The sequence below is a fragment of the Ruegeria sp. YTSC002 genome (assembly GCF_059609845.1).
Genome location: NZ_JBXWML010000001.1, coordinates 824,211 through 844,244, shown reverse-complemented (window position 1 = coordinate 844,244; position 20,034 = coordinate 824,211). Strand labels below are relative to the sequence as shown.

Annotated in this window: 15 protein-coding genes; 5 read left to right on the top strand and 10 right to left on the bottom strand. The window is 59.7% G+C overall.

The genetic code is table 11. From position 1 onward, the window contains the following. Window positions 1-52: 52 nt before the first annotated feature. Window positions 53-1,273 (bottom strand): N-acetylmuramoyl-L-alanine amidase, encoded by a 1,221-nt coding sequence (locus AC2FFD_RS04225; RefSeq protein WP_496872079.1) that lies wholly within the window; start codon window positions 1,271-1,273, stop codon window positions 53-55. Between the two features lie 66 nt (window positions 1,274-1,339). Beyond that, window positions 1,340-2,503, bottom strand: coding sequence for a pyridoxal phosphate-dependent aminotransferase (locus AC2FFD_RS04220; RefSeq protein ID WP_496872077.1), 1,164 nt, complete (start codon window positions 2,501-2,503; stop codon window positions 1,340-1,342). Here AC2FFD_RS04220 and AC2FFD_RS04215 point away from each other — a divergent pair. The 3 genes from AC2FFD_RS04215 to AC2FFD_RS04205 are packed head-to-tail and all read left to right on the top strand — an operon-like array spanning window position 2,502 to window position 5,734. Next, entirely contained in the window at window positions 2,502-3,884 is a 1,383-nt protein-coding gene (locus AC2FFD_RS04215; RefSeq protein ID WP_480684091.1) for a M48 family metalloprotease, read from the top strand. The two genes, AC2FFD_RS04220 and AC2FFD_RS04215, sit on opposite strands and share 2 nt — an antisense overlap. Continuing rightward, a complete protein-coding gene (locus tag AC2FFD_RS04210; protein ID WP_496872075.1) occupies window positions 3,881-4,639 on the top strand; it encodes a DsbA family protein in 759 nt (252 codons plus the stop codon). The genes AC2FFD_RS04215 and AC2FFD_RS04210 overlap by 4 nt, the downstream gene beginning before the upstream one ends. A 24-nt stretch (window positions 4,640-4,663) precedes the next feature. Further along, on the top strand, window positions 4,664-5,734 hold the full coding sequence (locus AC2FFD_RS04205) for an agmatine deiminase family protein (RefSeq protein ID WP_496872074.1): 1,071 nt from the start codon (window positions 4,664-4,666) through the stop codon (window positions 5,732-5,734). A gap of 18 nt (window positions 5,735-5,752) precedes the next feature. On the opposite strand, the gene ispG is transcribed toward AC2FFD_RS04205, so the two are convergent. The 3 genes from ispG to hemA form a co-directional block, all read right to left on the bottom strand. After that, entirely contained in the window at window positions 5,753-6,874 is a 1,122-nt protein-coding gene (gene ispG, locus AC2FFD_RS04200) for a flavodoxin-dependent (E)-4-hydroxy-3-methylbut-2-enyl-diphosphate synthase (RefSeq protein WP_170343969.1), read from the bottom strand. Between the two features lie 71 nt (window positions 6,875-6,945). Continuing rightward, window positions 6,946-8,151, bottom strand: a complete 1,206-nt coding sequence (locus tag AC2FFD_RS04195) for a helix-turn-helix domain-containing protein (protein ID WP_496872072.1) — start codon at window positions 8,149-8,151, stop codon at window positions 6,946-6,948. Between the two features lie 129 nt (window positions 8,152-8,280). After that, window positions 8,281-9,504, bottom strand: a complete 1,224-nt coding sequence (hemA, locus tag AC2FFD_RS04190) for a 5-aminolevulinate synthase (RefSeq protein WP_496872070.1) — start codon at window positions 9,502-9,504, stop codon at window positions 8,281-8,283. Window positions 9,505-9,830: 326 nt separating this feature from the next. Between hemA and AC2FFD_RS04185 the strand changes: the two genes are divergently transcribed. Continuing rightward, window positions 9,831-11,216, top strand: coding sequence for a dipeptidase (locus AC2FFD_RS04185; protein WP_496872068.1), 1,386 nt, complete (start codon window positions 9,831-9,833; stop codon window positions 11,214-11,216). A 153-nt stretch (window positions 11,217-11,369) separates the two neighbouring features. Here AC2FFD_RS04185 and lpdA read toward each other — a convergent pair whose 3' ends face one another. Beyond that, window positions 11,370-12,764: a dihydrolipoyl dehydrogenase gene (gene lpdA, locus AC2FFD_RS04180; protein ID WP_171328054.1), complete on the bottom strand. Its 1,395-nt coding sequence runs from the start codon at window positions 12,762-12,764 to the stop codon at window positions 11,370-11,372. A gap of 213 nt (window positions 12,765-12,977) precedes the next feature. On the opposite strand from lpdA, the gene AC2FFD_RS04175 reads away from it, so the two are divergent. Then, window positions 12,978-13,412 (top strand): hypothetical protein, encoded by a 435-nt coding sequence (locus tag AC2FFD_RS04175; RefSeq protein WP_496872066.1) that lies wholly within the window; start codon window positions 12,978-12,980, stop codon window positions 13,410-13,412. Window positions 13,413-13,456: 44 nt separating this feature from the next. Here the strand turns inward: AC2FFD_RS04175 and AC2FFD_RS04170 are convergent, their stop codons facing one another. The 4 genes from AC2FFD_RS04170 to AC2FFD_RS04155 form a co-directional block, all read right to left on the bottom strand. Beyond that, window positions 13,457-14,032, bottom strand: a complete 576-nt coding sequence (locus AC2FFD_RS04170; protein ID WP_170343963.1) for a DUF924 family protein — start codon at window positions 14,030-14,032, stop codon at window positions 13,457-13,459. Window positions 14,033-14,141: 109 nt separating this feature from the next. Beyond that, window positions 14,142-15,413 (bottom strand): MFS transporter, encoded by a 1,272-nt coding sequence (locus AC2FFD_RS04165; RefSeq protein WP_170343962.1) that lies wholly within the window; start codon window positions 15,411-15,413, stop codon window positions 14,142-14,144. A gap of 111 nt (window positions 15,414-15,524) precedes the next feature. After that, entirely contained in the window at window positions 15,525-16,571 is a 1,047-nt protein-coding gene (gene queA / locus AC2FFD_RS04160; protein WP_496872064.1) for a tRNA preQ1(34) S-adenosylmethionine ribosyltransferase-isomerase QueA, read from the bottom strand. Between the two features lie 42 nt (window positions 16,572-16,613). Beyond that, the gene (locus tag AC2FFD_RS04155; RefSeq protein WP_496872061.1) at window positions 16,614-20,000 is read right to left on the bottom strand and encodes a YhdP family protein; all 3,387 of its coding nucleotides are present in this window, start codon (window positions 19,998-20,000) and stop codon (window positions 16,614-16,616) included. Window positions 20,001-20,034: the final 34 nt, after the last annotated feature.

Below are 20,034 nucleotides of genomic sequence, written 5' to 3'. Positions count from 1 at the left end.
CCGCCCAAGGGTCAAAACACCAAGCGCATTCTAGCCGTTTTGCGCCGTAAGGTCACTGGCCAATCAGGGATTTGCGGATCACATCCTGCTGACGCCAGTCTTCGATCCCCTGAAAGATCCCCAACGCCATATTCGCCCGCCATTCCGAATTTCTCAGGTTTTCCCGGTCTCTGGGGCTGGAAAGGAACCCAAGCTCGATCAAAACAGACGGAATATCGGCCGCCTTGAGCACCGAGAACGACGCGGTCCGCAACGGTTTGCGGTTCATCGGCCCGCCCTGCTGGGCCATTCCGTTGGCGATCGCGCTGGCCAGCGACCTGGTCCGCGGCATCGTTTCCTGGCGCGCCAGATCAAGCAAAACATCAGCCACCTGATCATCGGCACCATTCAGATCGATGCCCGAGATCAAATCCCCCCGGTCATGTCGTTCAGCCAGTTTTGAACTGGCCACATCCGAAGCATCGGCAGACAGGGTATAGACGGCCGCCCCATGGGCCTGCCCTTCCGACAGGGAATCCGCGTGCAGCGAAATGAACAGATCCGCGCCAGCCCGATGCGCCAGGGCAATCCGACGTTCCAACGAGACGAACTGATCATCAACGCGGGTCAGGACCACCTCGTAACCTCCTGATCTCAAAAACACTTCACGGAGTTCGCGGGCAAAGGTCAGCATCAGGGTTTTTTCATCAACGTCATCGGTTTCGGCGCCCGGATCGATCCCGCCATGCCCCGGATCGAGCATTACGCGCAACGGTCGGTCCGCGGAACGCGAAGGTGCCTGCGGCACATCAGCCGGTTCCGGCAAGTCCCAACCCGGATTGCGCGGCGCACCTGCGGTTGCGTTGAACGTGTCAAAATCCGTGCCCTTGAGGTTCAGAGACAGCAGCGCCGCCCCCGAATCCTCGGCCACCGACAGCTCGGCTGTGTCTACGGCCATCGGTGCGCCCAGTTCCAACACCAGCCGCGACCAACCCGGAACATAGGCCCCGAATTGCACGCCGCTGACGCGTTCGGATTGCAGAAAATCCGTTCGGTTCAGCCCGGTCCAGTCCACTTCGTTGAAGTCCAGAACCATCCGGTACGGATCCTGCAAGGTGAAAATCCGGTACGGCACCCCCTGGCTCAGGCCGATATCCACGCGAACGCCGGTTCGCCCCACATCCGTGATGCGGCTTTGGTCAGGTTGAATGCGTGCCAGCGCGCTGAAATCCTGCGCGACGACACTGCCTGCCAGCGCCCAGATCAGGGCGATGCAAAAGATGATCCTGCTCATGGCCTCAAGTTTTCCCGAGATCGCTTGCCGGGCAGCCTATACCACAAGGGCTGATTTGTGAACGGCTCAGGCAGGTTCCCCGATCGCCTTCCGCTCGGTCATGAACAGGCGCAACCGTTCCAGCCCGTCCTGAATGTCGACCGTCGAACGCGCATAGGAAAACCGCAACGTCGTATGGCCGCGTTGCGGATCGAAATCCAGACCCGGCGTGACCGCGACACCGGCCTTGTCCAGAATCTCGGCCGCAAATGCGCGGCTGTCATCGGTCAGATCGGACACGTCGGCATAGACGTAAAACGCCCCGTCCGGCGGCGCGATGTTCGTGAAGCCCGCCTTGGGCAGGCCTTCCAGCATCAGCGCGCGGTTTCGGCGGTACACGTCCAGATTGGCCTGCAACTCGTCCTCGCAGTCCATCGCAGCCAGTGCCGCAACCTGACTGGCATGCGGCGCGCAGATGAACATGTTCTGGGATATCCGCTCGACCACGCGCACCTGATCCTCGGGCACGACCATCCACCCCACGCGCCAACCGGTCATCGAGAAATACTTGGAAAACGAGTTGATCACATAGCACTCATCCGTCAGTTCAAGCGCCGTCACGGCTTTGGCTTCATATTCCAGACCGTGATAGATTTCGTCGCTGATGAAAGACGCCCCTTGCCCGTGTGCGGCTTCGATCAGCGACCCCATGGCGGCACGGTCCAGCATCGTGCCGGTTGGATTCGCCGGAGAGGCCACCATCAGACCCTTCAGGCCCATTCCCTGAATATCCGCTGCAACGGGTTGCAGACGGTTTTCAGGCGCGGTCGGCAGATCGACCGGTTCCAATCCAAGTGCCCTGAGAATCTGGCGATAGGACGGATATCCCGGCGCACCGATTCCAACCCGATCCCCGCTGTCGAACAATGCCGTGAAAGCCAGCAGAAACCCGCCGGACGATCCGGGCGTGATGATCACGCGCCCCGGGTTCAAGTCCACATCGTACCAATCCCCATAAAGCCGCGCGATACGCTTTCGCAGCGCAGGCAAGCCCAGGGACACCGTATAGCCCAACGGGCTTTGATCCATCGCCCTCGCCAGCGCCTCGGTCGCGCCCTTGGGTGCGCCGGTTCCGGGCTGGCCAACTTCCATGTGGATCACATGGCGGCCCGCTTCTTCCGCACGGCGCGCGGCCTCCATCACGTCCATCACGATGAAGGGATCGACCTCGGACCGGGTTGAGTTTCTCATGCCCATCTCCCATGTTGCAGCCATGGCTTTTGAACGCGTATCCCGGCTGACGTCAATCCCGGCTCTGATACTGTCGGTTGTCGTCTGGCTGACGGCGGCAACGCAATCCCATGGGCAAAGCCTGATCCGCGACCCCGATATCGAGCATGGCCTGCGCGAGCTGGCGTTTCCGGTTCTGCGCGCCGCCGGCCTGAACACCAACCGGGTTCAAATCCTGGTGGTCAATGACAACACGTTCAATGCCTTCGTCATCGACTACAACGCGATCTATTTGAATTACGGGCTGATCCTTACGGTCGAAAGCCCCGAAATGCTGCAAGCGGTGATCGCGCATGAGGCGGCGCATATCGCGAATGGTCATCTGGCCCGCCGCGCCGAAAACCTGAAGGCGGCGCGGCGCAATGCGGGCCTCGGCACCGCTCTGGCCCTGCTTGCGGCTGCGGCCGGAGGGGGTGAAGCCGCCATTGGTATTGCCGCAGGCACCCAGGGCGCCGCAATCCGCAGCTTTCTGGGCCATACCCGCGCCGAAGAGGCCTCGGCCGACCGAAGCGCCGCAAGCTATCTGCGATGGGCTCAGATTTCCCCCAGCGGCATGGTGAAGCTGCACAGGAAATTCGCGGGTCAGGAATTGCTGAGCGTCGCCAATCAGGACCCGTATATGCGGTCGCATCCCACCAGTCGTGAACGATTGCGCGCCGCCGAAGCGTTTCTGGATGAGTTCGGCGACAAGGCGGTTCCGAATGCCAATGCCGATTACTGGTTTGCCCGCGTCAAAGGCAAGCTGTCGGCCTTTTTACGCTCACCCAGTTGGACGCTACGACGCGCTAAAGAGGAAACCGCCCAGGACATCCGCCTGATGCGCGAGGCTTCGGCTTATCATCAGAACCGTGATTTGGATCGCGCGCGTCGTGCCATCGACGAGGCCCTGGCGCTGCGCCCGAATGACCCGTACTACTATGACCTGAAAGGGCAAATCCTGTTGGAAAACAGGCAAATAGGCGCGGCTGTTGAAGCGTACGGAAACGCTGTTGAAATGGCTCCGAACGATGCGCTGATCCTGGCTGGATACGGGCGGGCGTTGCTGGCGCAGGGGCAAACCAAACAGGCCTTGAGCGTTCTGGAAAAAGCCCGCGCCCGGGATTACCGGAACGCCAGGCTGTTGCAGGATCTTGGTGTGGCCTATGCTCAGGTTGGCAATGATGGTATGGCATCGACCGTGACGGCAGAGCGGTATGCGCTGCAAGGGCGGTTGAAAGATGCCGGAATTCACGCGAAACGCGCCGTGGCGCGACTGCCCGAGGGCTCACCGGGTTGGCAAAGGGCGCAAGACGTGTTGATTGCGTCGGAACGACTCAACAAAGACAAAAGGAAACGGAAATGATCCTCAGACATGCTGCACCCGCCCTTCTGGGGCTTTCCATGGCGGCAACCTCGGCGCAGGCGCTGGACCTGAACGCGATGAACGATGCCGAAAAAGCGGAATTTGGTGCCCAGGTGCGCGAATACCTGCTGGAAAATCCCGAAGTGATCCTCGAAGCCATCAACATTCTGGAACAGCGCAATGCCGTTGCAGAGGCCGCTGCGGACAAAGAACTGGTCGCCGCCAACTCGGATGAACTGTTCGATGACGGGTACAGCTGGGTCGGTGGCAACCCGGATGGTGACATCACGCTGGTCGAGTTCATGGACTACCGGTGTGGTTATTGCCGCCGGGCCGTGCCCGAAGTGGCCAGTCTGCTGTCAGAAGACGGTAACATCCGCCTTGTGATCAAGGAACTCCCCATCCTGGGTGATGCGTCCGTGCTGTCCTCACGCTTTGCCGTGGCCACCAAACACGTGGCAGGCGATGATGCGTACAAGCAGGTCCATGATGCCCTGCTGGAATTCACCGGCGAGCCAAGCGAAGTTTCCCTGCGCCGCATCTCGGACGGTTTGGGGCTGAACAGCGACGAGATCATCGCGGCGATGGACAGCGATCGCGTCACGGATGAGATCGCGCGCACCCGCGCTCTGGCACAGCGGATGCAGATCTCGGGCACGCCTTCGTTTGTGTTGGGCACAGAGATGTTGCGTGGCTATTTGCCAGCCGATCAGATGAAGCAGATCGTTGACGGCATACGTGCCGAACGCGGCTAAGGCCGGATTTGTCGGCAACGTGCCATGAAACGGCGAGAATTTCTGGTGGCCGGAGGAGCGTTGGGTATGACGGGTTTCTCTGGCCAGTCTATTGCGCAGTCCGCAACCGGCCTCCACGTCCCGGCCGAAGACGCCCGGCATGACCGCACTTTCATGCAATGGCCGGTCAGCCGCAGCGTCTACCCCGACCCCGTTTTTCTGGAAATGGTACAGGGGACCATAGCGGTAATCGCAAACACGATCTCTGCTTTTGAGCCCGTCACACTGCTGGCCGGATCAGAGTATCACGCAGATATCCGCAAACAGCTTTCTGCGGCGGTCGAGATTTGGGATGTCCCGACCGAAGATCTGTGGTGCCGGGACGCAGGCCCGGTGTCCGCGATCAACAACCGCGGTGCGCTTGCAATCAAACAGATCCAGTTCAATGGATGGGGGCGAAAGCAGGTTCACGCACATGATGCGAAAATTGCTGGCAGAGTGGCCGAAAGGCTGGGGCTGACCCTGTTGCCGACCGGGCTGATCGGCGAAGCCGGTGGCGTCGAGCAGGATGGGCATGGGACACTCATGGCGCATGAAAGCTCGTGGGTGAATGACAACCGCAATCCCGGCCTCACTCGGGACGAGATCGAAGCCCGGTTGTTGGCGGCCTATGGGGCCAACCGCATGATCTGGTCCGAAGGTGTCTGGGGCGAAGATATCACCGATTATCACATTGACAGTCTGGCCCGCTTTACCGGCCCAGGTCGCGGCATCATCAACTTGCCGGATAAGCCGGACAATCATGATCCTTTCCACATGGCCGCGTTGGACACCCATGATCGACTGGTTGCCGCGGGCCTGGACATGGACGTGATACCCGAACCGCATTACCGCCGTGTCAAGAACCCGGATTTCGTCGCCTCTTACGCCAATTACTACGTCTGCAATGGCGGTGTGATTGCGGCCCGGTTCGGAGACTCGGAAACAGACAGGATCGCGTCGGAAACACTTGCAAGACACTATCCCGGACGTGACGTCGTAACACTTGACGTTGATCTGCTGGGAGAACTTGGCGGCGGTATCCATTGCGCCACACAACAGATGCCGGGTTTTTAGATGTAGCGAAGAACCCGACTATTCAGCCGCTTCAGCCGCCGCGTCCAGTTCAGCCGCCTTTTTCTCGACCTCTTCCACGATGTGATCGATCATCTGATCGTTCGACATCTTGTGGCTGGCCTTACCGGCCAGATAGACCATGCCGGACCCTGCCCCGCCGCCGGTGAAACCAACATCGGTCATCAGCGCTTCGCCCGGCCCGTTGACCACGCAACCGATGATCGACAGGCTCATGGGCGTCTTGATGTGCTCAAGGCGGTGCTCCAGCGCCTCGACGGTTTTGATGACATCAAAACCCTGTCGCGCGCAGGACGGGCATGAGATGATATTGACGCCCCTATGGCGCAGGCCAAGAGATTTGAGGATCTCAAACCCGACCTTCACCTCTTCCACCGGATCAGCTGACAGGCTGACACGGATCGTGTCGCCGATCCCCATCCACAGCAGGTTGCCAAGGCCGATGGCCGATTTGATCGTACCGCTGACCAGCCCCCCAGCCTCGGTAATGCCCAGGTGGATGGGGGCATCCGTCGCCTCGGCAATACCTTGATAGGCCGCGGCGGACAGGAACACGTCGCTGGCCTTTACGCTGATCTTGAACTCGTGAAAATCATTGTCCTGAAGGATGCGGATATGTTCCAGCCCGCTTTCGACCATCGCTTCGGGGCACGGCTCGCCATATTTCTCAAGCAGGTGCTTTTCCAGGCTGCCCGCGTTCACGCCGATCCGGATTGAACAATTGTGGTCGCGCGCCGCCTGGATGACCTCTTTCACGCGGGTTTCGTCACCGATATTGCCCGGATTGATGCGCAGACAGGCAGCGCCCGCTTCGGCGGCTTCGATGCCGCGCCGATAGTGGAAATGAATATCCGCCACGATGGGCACGGGGCTTTCCCGAACGATCTGTTTCAGCGCCTTGGACGACGCCTCATCAGGAACCGAGACGCGAACGATATCCGCACCCGCCTCGGCCGCCGCCTGCACCTGCGCCACGGTCGCCGCCACATCGGTGGTCAACGTGTTGGTCATGGTTTGAACGGCAATGGGTGCATCGCCACCAACGGCGACGTTGCCGACCATGATTTGACGGGATTTACGACGGTAGATGTCGCGCCATGGGCGCACGTGATTGAGGGACATAAGGACGGATCCGCGTCTGCCTGAGTTGCGATTGTAGATAGTTCGGCAACGGGGTTATCGCAATGGCTAGATCACTCGGCGGGCGTTTCTGTCGCCTCGGTTTGCAGTTCCGCCACCAGTTGCTTGAGCGCGCTGTTCTGTTCCGCCTCAAGATCGGCGACGGCATAGGACTCGGACACGGCGTCTTTCGACAGAACGACACCCTTGGCGACCGTGCCCGGAGCACCCGCCGGGCCGTAGTGCTTACCGTTTATCGCGAAGTAAACGGATCCCGATGCGCCCGCACGCAACAACGGCGGTTCTTCCGTCAGGGGCACTTCGAACACACTGCCCTGCTCGACGGTACCCAGTGTGCCTTCGAAAATGACGCTGCCATCCGCAGCCGTCACGCGCATCCATGCCGGATCAACAGCCACGATCTTGAGCGTGGTATCGATCTGTTCGACCACTTGCGGCAGGGCGGGTTTTTCGACCGTGTGCAGTTCAGCCACTTCGAACTGCGGCAATTCGGGCGGGCGGAAGGTTCCAACCTCGCGCGGATCAAGCGTCGAGATCGGAGCATCCCGCGCAACCAGCACCGGAACATCCAGTGCCTGCGGACGATAGAGACGGTCCAATGCTTCGGCGCTTGCCACCTGTGCAGCATCATCCGACACGTTGCTGCGCGCCGCATCCAGCGGATCCAGATCAGACAGAACCACCGGCGCTTGTTCAACCGGGCTGACCTGTACTTGCTGAATTCTGTTCAGAACAGCCCAGCCGCCATAGCCGATGCCACCGATCACCGCCAGCAATACCAGTGACGAACCGATTGCGCGGGGTTCAATCTGGCTGACCAGGGACTCCTTGCCCGGAATATAGGGTGTATTGGGCGAAATGAACGGATCCCGCCCCATCGGGCCGCGTGCAGGCAGAGCCCCGGAAGGCTTCCGCACCACCGAGGCCTCTGCGGACATGCCATGCGCGACCTCAAATCCGCTTTCCTGGCAGAAAGACGCAAAGGTCTCATCGGGGTTCATACCCAGATAGCGCGCATAGGAACGCACATACCCGGCGATAAAGCCGGGTGTATCAAACGCATCGGGGTCGGCGTTTTCAATTGCAGCGATATAGTTGGCTTTGATCCGCAGCTCGCGCTGAACATCCAGAAGAGATTTGCCCATCGTTGCGCGTTCACCGCGCATCTTGTCGCCTAGGCGAACTTCATAGTCGTCAAACCCTTTTGGTCTGACATCTACGTCCTCTTCGGATTCGCGCTGAGATCTGCGCCCAATCATCCCTGCTGCCCCATTCTGCCTGTCGCGTATTTCGCGTAAGTGGCGAATCATCCCCACAATGATTCGTCTACTCGTTTTGTTAGCGTAAGCTTAACACGCGGCAAACTCGTTGCACACTTTGGCGTTAGGTTATCCGGCAAGTTCGGCGCGATTTAGCGCACAATGTGACCAAAGTTCGTCCATCGCTTGCACCAGACGGTTCATTTCGTCGGGTCCATGCACCGGAGACGGGGTAAAACGCAGACGCTCGGTTCCGCGCGGAACGGTCGGGAAGTTGATCGGTTGCACGTAAATGCCATAATCGTCCAGCAGCATGTCGCTGAGCTTTTTGGTGTGCACCGGATTGCCGACGATCACAGGCACGATATGGCTGCCGTGGTCGATCAGCGGCAGGCCCATTCCCTTCAGCCGCAGCTTGAGGATCTTCGCCTGAGTCTGGTGCTGCTCGCGCAGTTCAGACGCGGATTTCAGGTATGCAACGGATGCCGCAGCCCCTGCGGCAACCGCCGGCGGCAACGATGTCGTAAAGATGAAGCCCGGCGCATAAGACCGCACGGCATCGCACATCTTGGCGCTGGCCGCGATATAGCCCCCCATGACGCCATAGGCCTTGGCCAGAGTGCCATTGATGATGTCGATCCGATGTGCCAGGCGATCCCGCTCGGTCACGCCGCCACCGCGCGGGCCATACATGCCCACCGCGTGCACTTCGTCGATATAGGTCAGGGCGCCGAATTCATCGGCCAGATCACAGATTTCTTCGATCGGACCAAAATCACCGTCCATCGAATAGACGGACTCGAAGGCGATCAGCTTGGGCGCGGCGGGATCGTCCGCCTCGAGCAATTCGCGCAGATGTGCCACGTCGTTATGACGGAAGATGCGCTTGGCGCCCCCGTTTCGGCGCACCCCTTCAATCATCGAAGCATGGTTCAGCGCGTCAGAATAGATGATCAGCCCCGGGAACAGCTTGGGCAGCGTACTGAGGGTTGCGTCATTGGCAATATACGCGCTGGTGAACAACAGCGCGGCTTCCTTGCCATGCAGATCGGCCAGTTCGGCCTCGAGCCGTTTGTGATAGACTGTTGTCCCCGAGATGTTGCGCGTCCCGCCCGACCCGGCGCCGGTTGCGTCGATCGCTTCGTGCATCGCTTGCAAGACGACCGGGTGCTGGCCCATGCCCAGATAGTCATTGCCGCACCACACGGTGATGTCCTGCTGCGACCCGTCGGGGCGCGTACGCACTGCATGGGGAAACTGTCCGTTGCGACGTTCGATATCGATGAAGGTCCGGTAACGTCCTTCGTCATGCAGCCTGGCAATCGCTGAATCGAGCTGAGCAGTATAGTCCAACGGACCCTCCTTGAATGCCCGTTTCCGGTTTCCCTCGGGCAATTAGTCTGCCACATCCCACAGCTTAACCTGTATCAGCAGCTTTGTGTTACTTTATTCAGCTGGTTACAGCCGAACAGGTGAACCCAACTTTGATTTGCATCAAATATAAGTTTGCAATGCTCACGGCAAGTATAGTTCCGGCCATCGGACGCGTGGAAACGACGCAGCCCGCACAGCGGGATTTCGCGGGCTTGTGATCGCATGCAGAATTCAGATCAACCGCTCTGGACGGCGCTGTCAACGCTGCTAGGGTTCGCCCGGAAACAGACAAGCAGGAGATCCCCATGTCGCTAGACACCGTGCTGAACCGGATTGACGAAGATCTGCAAACATCGATCGACCGCCTGATGGAGCTGCTGCGCATCCCCTCGATCTCGACCGATCCCGCCTACAAGGCCGATGTCAGCCGTGCAGCCGACTGGCTGGTTGCCGACCTCAACAGTATCGGAATTGCCGCCGAAAAACGGGAAACCCCGGGGCACCCGATGGTCGTAGGCCATGTGGGCGAGGACTCGGATGCACCCCATATCCTGTTCTACGGCCATTATGACGTGCAACCCGTCGATCCGTTGAACCTTTGGACACGCGACCCGTTTGACCCCGCCATCGAAGACACCGAGCACGGCCCGGTCATCCGCGGGCGCGGGGCATCGGACGACAAAGGTCAGCTGATGACATTCGTCGAAGCCTGCCGCGCCTGGAAAGCCGTGCACGGATCCCTGCCCTGCCGCATCACCTTCTTCTTTGAGGGCGAAGAAGAATCCGGCTCACCCTCGCTGGTCCCCTTCCTCGAAGACAACGCGGCCGAACTCAAAGCGGATCTGGCGCTGGTTTGCGATACATCCATGGTATCGCGAGGTGTTCCGTCGATCGCCGCACAGCTGCGCGGCATGCTGAAGGACGAGTTCACCATCATCGGGCCCCGCATCGATCTGCACTCTGGCCATTACGGTGGCCCGGGCCTGAACCCGCTGCGCGAACTGTCGAAAATCGTTGCCTCATTCTATGACGACGAAACCGGTCGTGTCGCGGTCGAAGGGTTTTATGAAGGCGTTCATGAAGTGCCGCAGGACCAGTTGCGTCAGTGGCAAAACTGCGGCTTCGACGAAGCGGATTACCTGAACTCGGTCGGATACACCCAGCCACACGGCGAAAAGGCGTATTCGACGCTCGAGCAACAATGGGCGCGTCCGACACTTGAGGTGAACGGGCTGTGGGGCGGGTACAACGGCGCGGGTTCGAAAACCGTAATTCCTTCGGAAGCGCATTGTAAAATAACGTGCCGACTGGTCGGCGACATGGACCCCGACGCGCTGCGCAGCAAGATCCGCAAACATGTCGAGGATCGCCTGTCCCCGGATGCAAAAGTAGTATGGGACAACGATCTGGAAGGTTCGCCCGCTTCGGTCATGAATATCGATCGCCCGGAATTCGAAGCCGCGCGCAGAGCATTGTCGGACGAATGGGACCGCGAAGCGGTGTTTACCGGCATGGGCGGCTCGATCCCCGTCGTCGGGTACTTCAATACCGTTCTGGGGCTGGATTCGATGCTGGTCGGCTATGCCAACGAGGACGACGCCATCCATTCGCCGAATGAAAAATACGACGTCAAAAGCTTCCACAAGGGCATCCGTTCGTGGGCCCGCATTCTGGATGCTTTGAACAGGTAGCGGATTTCAGCGAGGCTCTGCCTCGCGCTCCGGGATATTTGCAGCCAGATGAATAAAGGCCCCCTTGTTCATCTGGCCCAAAATATCCCGGGGGAGCCGCGCGCAGCAAGGCGGGGGCAGCGCCCCCTGCCCGGCCGCAACACGCGGACGACCTTACATGTGGATCACGCGGCCATACGCATCCAACACGCTTTCGTGCATCATTTCTGACAGAGTCGGGTGCGGGAAGACCGTGTTCATCAGATCTTCTTCGGTGGTCTCCAGCTGCCGCCCAACCACATAGCCCTGAATCAGTTCCGTGACTTCCGCGCCGATCATATGCGCCCCCAGCAGTTCGCCTGTCTTGGCGTCGAACACGGTTTTGATCAGACCTTCCGGTTCGCCCAGAGCTATGGCCTTGCCGTTGCCGATGAAAGGGAAGCGACCGACTTTGATGTCATAACCCAGCTCTTTGGCCTTGGCTTCGGTATATCCCACCGAGGCCACCTGCGGCTGACAATAGGTACATCCGGCGATGCTTTCGGGCTTGACCGGATGCGCATGCTGGCCTGCGATCAGATCGGCGACCATGACCCCTTCGTGGCTGGCTTTATGTGCAAGCCAGGGCGCGCCCGCGATGTCACCGATCGCGTAAAGGCCATCGACGCCGGTGCGGCAATATTCATCCGTCACCACATGCGTGCGGTCGATCTTTACGCCCAGCGCCTCCAGGCCCAGGTTTTCGACATTTCCTACGATCCCGACAGCGGAAATCACGGTGTCGAACTCGTGCTTCTCAACCTTGCCCTTGACCTCGATATGAGCGGTCACCTTGCCCTTGCCGCGATCCAGTTGCTTGACCATGGCTTTTTCCATGATGGTCATGCCTTGCTTGGTAAAGGCTTTCTTGGCCAGGGCACTGATTTCCGCATCTTCCACGGGCAACACGCGGTCCATCACCTCGACCACCGTCGTATCGGCCCCGAGCGTGTTGTAGAAACTCGCAAACTCGATGCCGATCGCGCCCGAGCCGATGACCAGCAACTTTTTGGGCATCCGGGGCGGTTGCAGCGCGTGCTTGTAGGTCCAGACCAGATCGCCGTCAGCCTCGAGACCGGGCAGTTCGCGGGCCCGCGCGCCGGTTGCAAGAATGATGTTCTTGGCCGTCAGTTCTTCGGTGCCCTTATCGGTCTTGACGCTGACCTTGCCTTTTGCGGGGATCGTCGCCTCACCCATCACCACGGCGACCTTGTTCTTCTTCAGCAGATGGCCGATGCCGCCCGAAAGCTGCCCGGCAACGCCACGCGATCTCTTGACGACCGCGTCCAGATCGTAACCGATCTTGTCGGCCTTCAATCCGAAATCCTTGGCGCGTTCCATCAGGTGAAACACTTCGGAGGACCGCAGCAATGCCTTGGTGGGAATGCACCCCCAGTTCAGGCAGATGCCACCAAGGTGCTCGCGCTCGACCACGACGGTTTTCAGACCAAGCTGGGCCGCACGGATGGCGGCGACATAGCCACCGGGGCCAGCCCCGATTACGATCAGATCATAGGATTGTGCAGCCATGTGTTCCTCTCGGCGCAGGTGGTGAAAATTTAGTTTACCATTAAACTATTTCCAGAAACGCATCAACACGCCTTCCCGCGACAAATGAGACGCAGGGTAAACCATGCCTGAATATGCGGATTTCAGCCTATACCCCGGCCCGTGCTATGGCTAGAACAGAACCGCCGACGCCGCTCGGACATTTGTGAAGACATTGAATTCAAGAGGTTTACTATGGCCAAAACACTAAAAGATCTGACGCTTGCTCTGCTCAACGCAACTTTGATACTTGTCGCCCTGTGCCTGTTTCTGGGCTGGAAGCTGGTATCGAAAGTCGAAAGCGTCTCGGCAGAATTCTCGGAGACCGTTCAGGTTCTTGCCCCTATTCGGGATGAGGCAAAGGGCATTCGGGGCGAACTTTCCGCGCTGCGTGGTGATTTGGCGACCCTGAGGAGTGAGAACCAGATCACCGACAGTCAAGCCGCACAAGACATCCAGGCAACGTTGCGCCGCCTGAACGCAGTTGACCAAAAGCTGCAAACTGCGCAGGAGCGGTTCACTGAACTTGCCGAGACACCAGAGGTTCTGATCGCCCAGGCCATACAGACCGGAGCAGACATCGCATCCGAACGCGTCTTGGCGTTCAAAGGATGTGAGCCGGGATCCTGAAGCCACCGCACGAACGACCGAGGCGCACAACCTGTACTGCGTTCTCAGGCCATCGCTTGCAGTTCTCGCACGGTGCTGCCATAGCCGCCCATGTCGACGTAAGCCTCTTCATGGGGGGTCGAGCTGCGCGACAGTGCTTTGTTCCGGTAGGGGAAACGACCGAACTTGCGGATCACTTCACGATGGGCTCGGGCGTGCAGCAGATTGCTTGTATCGCCGCTCAGGTTCTGACAGATCAGACGCACGCAGCGTTCCTGATCGCACAGATTCTCCGAATGCATCATCGGCAGGTAAAAGAACTGCCGGGCCGGTTCATCGATCTTCTTGTCCCAACCTTTGTCGACCGCGCATTTCGCCGCCGCCAGGGCCGCTCGGTCCGTCGCGAAAGCACGCGCCTGCCCGCGGAACATGTTGCGTGGAAACTGGTCCGTCAGAATTATGTAAGCCAGTGACCCGCTGGGATAGGTCAGCCAGAGCGAAAACTTGCCCTCGGCCGCAGCTTCCCACGTTGATTGAAAACGTGCGCGGATTTCTGAATCCAGCGCTTCATCCTCAATGTACCAGCCCTTTGGACCCACCTCATCTAACCAAAAACTCAATACTTCTTCAGGCGTTACCATTGCCTTAAACTCCGTCTTGTGCCCGTACTTCGGACGTAACGTCATTTAAGGCCGTTTTACAGAACTGTTACAGTAACATATTGCAACACTTGCGACATAATCCTGTGTCCTAGGCATCTTCCTGCTCAGCCTGCTCGGCCTCGGCCGCTTCGATTGCAACTTCCTGCGCCACTTCAAGTGCAACTGGCGAGGATGTTGGATACAGCGCCGACATTGTGCCGGTTTCGTCCACTGGAATCGAAGCCCGCTGTGTCGTTCGATACAAAGCGTAGAGTGCCATTGCGAGTAACAGTGCCGCAATAAAGAGAAAAAAGCCCGGTGGCCCGAATATGGCATCCCCCATCAACCAGCCGGTGATCACCGGCCCGGCAATTGCGCCCAGACCGTTGATAAACACCAGTCCGCCAGATGCCGCCGCCATGTCCTCGTATTCAAGAAAGTCATTCGCATGCGCGATCAGCAATGAGTAGAGCGGGTTGGAGGTGCCGCCGATCAGGAAAGCCGAGGCAAGCAGAATTGGAAACGATCCCCCCATCATCATCGCGATCGTTGCGCCACCGGCACCGGCGAGCGCCACAAGCAGGATCAGAAAGCGGCGATCCATACGGTCAGAGAACCAGCCCAAAGGGTATTGCAGAACCACTGCGCCGATATAAAACGCCGCAACGAAGGTTGAAATTTCAACAAGCGACAGCCCTGCCCGGGCGCCATACACCGCCGCCATGCCGAACTGCGCCGAAAACACGCCCCCCAGAAGAAACATGCCCACGCAGCCCAGCGGAGAGGTCTTCAGCAATTCCTTCAGGGTCATCGGTTTGGTGGTGTCAAAGGCCGGTGTCGGCGAGATCGACAGCAAAATGGGTGCGAAGGATACCGAAACCAGGATCGAGGCGATCACAAAGGTCTCATAACCGGCCGGGTCGCCGACCAGAACAAGCGCCTGCGCACTGATGATCCCCGTCATCTGGACGATCATATAGAGCGACAGCGCCTGCCCCCGATTTTCATTGCTGGCCGCATTGTTGAGCCAGCTTTCGGCGGTGACATATACGCCAGAAAAACAGAACCCGATCACCACCCGGCCCAATGCCCACGCGATCGGGTCTGCCAGCATCGGATACATGATCATCACGGCCGAGATGAACGACGCAAGGGCCGCAAAGACCCGCACATGGCCAACGCGCCGGATCATCTCGGGCGCAAGGCGTGAACCGCCCAGAAAACCCAGGAAATAGGCCGACATGACAAAAGACATCTCGAGGGTCGAAAAGCCTTCGATCTCACCCCGCACACCCAGAATCGTGCCCTGAAGGCCGTTTCCGACCATCAGCAACCCCATGCCGAGCAGCAGCGCCCATGCGCTGGAAAGGACCTGAATCATTGGGGCCTCCGACTAATGCCAACCTGATTTTAGTGTCGTTCTGCGATCAAAGACCGCCTACGTCGCGCTTGTCTACGACATTCCCGATCCGTGATGCCGTATACGCGCCCTTCAGGGGATCAAAAGCGACGCGTCGCCATAAGAAAAGAACCGATATTTTCGTGCTATGGCATGCGTGTAGACATCGCGCATCCGATCCTGCCCCATCAATGCCGATACCAGCATGAGCAAAGTGGACTTCGGCAAATGAAAATTGGTCATCAATGCGTCTGTGACATGGAATTCGAAACCGGGATAGATGAAGATATCCGTGTCGCCTTCCCAGGGTTCGATCTTTCCTGACCTTGCCGCGCTTTCGATCAGGCGCAGAGCGGTTGTCCCCACCGGGATCACACGCCCGCCAGCCGCCTTGGTTGCCTGTATCTGGGCCGCGGCCTCGGGGCTTACCTGCCCCCATTCAGCATGCATCTTGTGGGTTGTGACATCCTCAACCTTGACCGGAAGAAAAGTGCCTGCCCCCACATGCAGCGTCACATGCGTGCAGCTTACACCTCGCTCGGCCAACGCCTTCATCAGCGCCTCATCGAAATGCAACGATGCGGTCGGGGCGGCCACGGCGCCGGAACGGTTTGCCCAGATGGTCTGATAGTCCGTTTTGTCACGTTCATCGGCCTGGCGCTTGGCTGCGATGTAGGGCGGCAGAGGCATTGCTCCGGCCTGATCCAGCGCCGCGTCGAAATCCTCGCCGCTGAGATTGAAGCGCAGATACGCCTGACCGTCGGCAACCCTGTCCAGGGTGGCGCTGAGATCATCCGAGAAGACAATCTCTTCCCCAAGTTTCACCTTTTTGAGCGGCTTGATCAACGCGGACCAGGTACCGTCGGCCTGCGGGTCCAGCAAGGTGGCCTCGATCCCGGCGGAAACCGGCCCCTGCGCGCTGTCGCGATGGCGCCGACCGTTCAGACGCGCCGGAATGACGCGGGTGTCATTCAACACCAGCCGGTCACCGGGCCGCAGGAAATCGGGCAGGTTGAAGACATGGCTGTCCGTGATTGCATCCCCCTGCGCCACCAGCAGACGCGCAGAGGAACGCGGGCTGGCAGGCCGCGTGGCAATCAGGTCTTCAGGCAAGTGGAAGTCAAAATCGCTGAGTTTCATGCCCGCGCCTTACAACCCTGCATCAGATTCGGCCATATCCTGTCAGCGGTCACTTGGGGATGATCCAAATGTGCGTTTGGGTTCATCCGGTTTCTGAGGCACCGCGTTCGGGCCATCCTGAACCTTGGGTGCCGGGGCACGCATCAGGTCGCGCAGGAACAGAGGTGCAAGACCGGACAACGGATTTACCGACACTTTGGGCGAGGCAAGCGGGCCCGTCAGCGTGTAGTTGAAGCCGAAGACGCCTTCGCCCTTGCGCGTGAAAACGCTGCCGACCGCGTTGAGGAGGTAAATTGGCGAGATCGCACCGCGCAGGTTCAGCATTCCGTTCACCGTATCGATGGTGCCGTCAAAAGACAGGCCCATGGATGGCCCGACGGCACTGCCGCTGAGCACCTTGATATCCGTCGGCGTGATCCGCATCCGGCTGTCGATTGCAGCAAAAAAGATACCCTGCCCCGCCATTTCATCCAACAGGCCCACAAGGCTGATGGCATTCAGCAAGGCTGCCATGGCCGGGGCGTCGGTGATCCGCGTGTTGGTGATTTTCAGCATCACGTCATAACTGCCCGGTGCCGTCACAGGTTCGAGCTTGAGGTTCATTTCTCCGCCCCGCGCCTGTGTCAGAACCCCGGCCGATCGCAGCACGGCCCCTGCTTCTTGCGACGTTAGGTCAACGGCACTTCGGTTCCCTCTGGGGCTCACCTGCCCTCTGACCGGCGCACCGCCATTGACCCGCGCAGTGAAGTTCCCTTGTATGCCGCCGGTCGTCTGGAAAGCACCCCGGAACCCGGTCAGCGCGACGGTTTCCGTAACCTGAAGGCGATCCAGCGTCACGTCCAGTTTCGGCCCGGCACTGCCCCCGCCGCCCGATCCGCCGCTTTCGCCGAAACTCGCGCGGCCCATATCAAGGACGCCGCCAAGGACACGGATATCCGGCATGGCGCTCCCGCGCCCGATCAGCTCTGCCGGGACCGCCAGCCAGTCGCCCAGGTCAAAAGAAGTGAACCGAACCCGATCAAATTCGCCGTTTTCACGAAACGTAATTGAGGCAGATGTGCGCAAACCCGCCGCATTCAAGCGCAGGCTATCCACCTTCAACTGCGATCCCAAAGTCGCTTCGGCCGTCAGAGACCCGGTCGCGTCGGCCCCCTTTCTCCAACCAAGTTCGGGTATGGCCAGCGCGACACCCTGCAAATCGGACGTCACGGACAGCTTCGGGGCAACCCCGGCACCGAGCCCCAGGGTGATATCCGCAACCCCCTTGCCGGTCAGCATCCCCGGAGGCAGACCGGCGCCGATCTCGTCCATCAATCGCGGCGACAGCTCGATCTGACCGGTCAGGGTGCTTCGCTGTTCCGACTTGCCGTCTATCGGCTGCCGCCAGAGCGCCGTCAGCGGCACGTCCCCGAACTGACCCTGCCCCTGAATCTGAACGCCGGACTGATCACCCGAAATATCCAGAAGATCGGCGCTGACATCAAAACCGGGCACCAAGCGGTCACTGAACAGGTTGGCCAGCCTGCCGTTGAAATGGAACTCGGTCTCGTCAAACTTGAGACCCTTTTTCAAGGGCAGGGAAAGGGTTCCCGCCAACGACACGGATCCCTTCGCCACATCAACGGGCAACCCTGCTTTGCTGAGCAATTCCAGCGGAGGCCGGTCCAGCAATGACAACGCGGCCGTCACGCTGCCTTTGGCCTGGATGCGCGCAATCGCCGGCGCGGATTTCTTGATGTCCGTGTCGGGTATGATGAAGGACGTTCCCGATGCATCCACCGCACCACCGTCCTCTGCGATCACGACGCCCTGCTGCGCAGTGACCGTGAACCTGCGGTTGATCAGGCTGGCCTGACCCTGCGCCCTTTCGATCGGCGGCAGCGTTTTGACAAATCGGACCTTCGCCTTCTCAAACCCGAAATCCAGATAGAGATCCGGTTTCGATCCGGGCAACAGGCGCAGGGCAAAGTCCATATCCGACAGAACCCCTTCGTACAGGTTTTTGGTCACCCACTCTCGCGGTTTCGGGGCCAGACGTTCGGGCCAGTACCCCAGAACCTTGTCCGACGTCATTTGGTCCAGATGTGCGTCCAGCTTGACGGCCCAGCCATCCGGCCGCCCGGTCAGGACACCAAAGGCACGCACCGTATGGCCCGGATCTTCGATGGTCATCTGACCCAGATGCAGCTGGAACGGGTTGAGGACCATCTTGAAATCCAGGCTGGCCCGCGAAAGCTGAATAGGTTGCGGGAACAGGTTTGCCGGGTTTACGTTGATACCGGACAACTGCAACTGCGCAGACAGGCTGTCCAGAACGCCATCTTCCGCACCTTCCAGAAACGCCTTCCCGTCAGCCTGCACCTCGCCCCAGGCCGAGACAACTGAAACTTCGTTGAAGTCCAGCACCTGCCCTTTGGGGTCATAAGTGAAATACGTGCGGGCAGATTCGAAGGGGACCGGGCGTGTTTCGGGGTTTGGCTGAACGGCCCCCGCCCCCAGATTCAGAGTTGCGTATACGGTTTCGATCGATCCTTTTTCATCGATTCCACCCCGCAAGGCACCCGAAATCGGGGCCCGCAGAACCTGCAACCAGGCAAGGGCGGGCGTTTGGCCCGCGATGTCCTCGGCTGGCAGGTCAGTGACCGAGATCCCGAATTGTGCGGCAGGTGTACCCAGAACGCTTGTGTAATTGGCCTCGATGGCACTGACATAGTCTCGCCCCGCCAGAACCGAAAACCCGGTCGCCAAGCGCACTTCGTTGCCGCTTCGGTTGGCTTGAATATGCCCGCCATCCAGAATCCAGGACCGCCCCTGCCGAAGATCGCGATAATCCAGCGTGATCGCATCAAACTCGACCGAGGTCAGCGCCGACAGGGCCGGAGACAGGAAGACCTGATCCGAAGCTGCGATAAGCTGCGCCAGGTTCGGGGCCTCCTGCACCGGTGCGCTGCCAGACCCGACCGTAAGACTCAGCGCCCCGTCCTTGTCCCGGGTCACGGCGATCTGCGCACCGCTCAGAATAATTCTTTTCGGGCGGACGTGCCCCCGCAACAAGGGGCGCATGGCCAGACTGGCGCGCATGTCGGACACCTGCGCAATTTGCCGACCCGCCGCATCGCTGATGGCCACATCGGTCAGACGCAGGCGCGGCCGCCAACCCTCGTGAATGATGAAACTGACATCGCCAAACCGGATTTGCAGCCCGCCCAAAGCCTGCTCAAGCCGCGCCTCGACCCTGTCCCGCAGCCAGACGGGTGCGTGCATTCTTTGCCCGACAACCATGAAACCGGTGAACAGCGCCAGCAGCACCAGCACGAAAGCGCCGCGCATGGCCCACAGGCCAGCGGCCCGGCGGCGAGACCGACGGCGCACGGGCTTGTCCGCCTGTGCTCTGTCACCGTCTTCGTGCTGCTTCAAATTGCTGTCCACGCCTTCCAACCCGCACGCGTTGCTCTATGATACC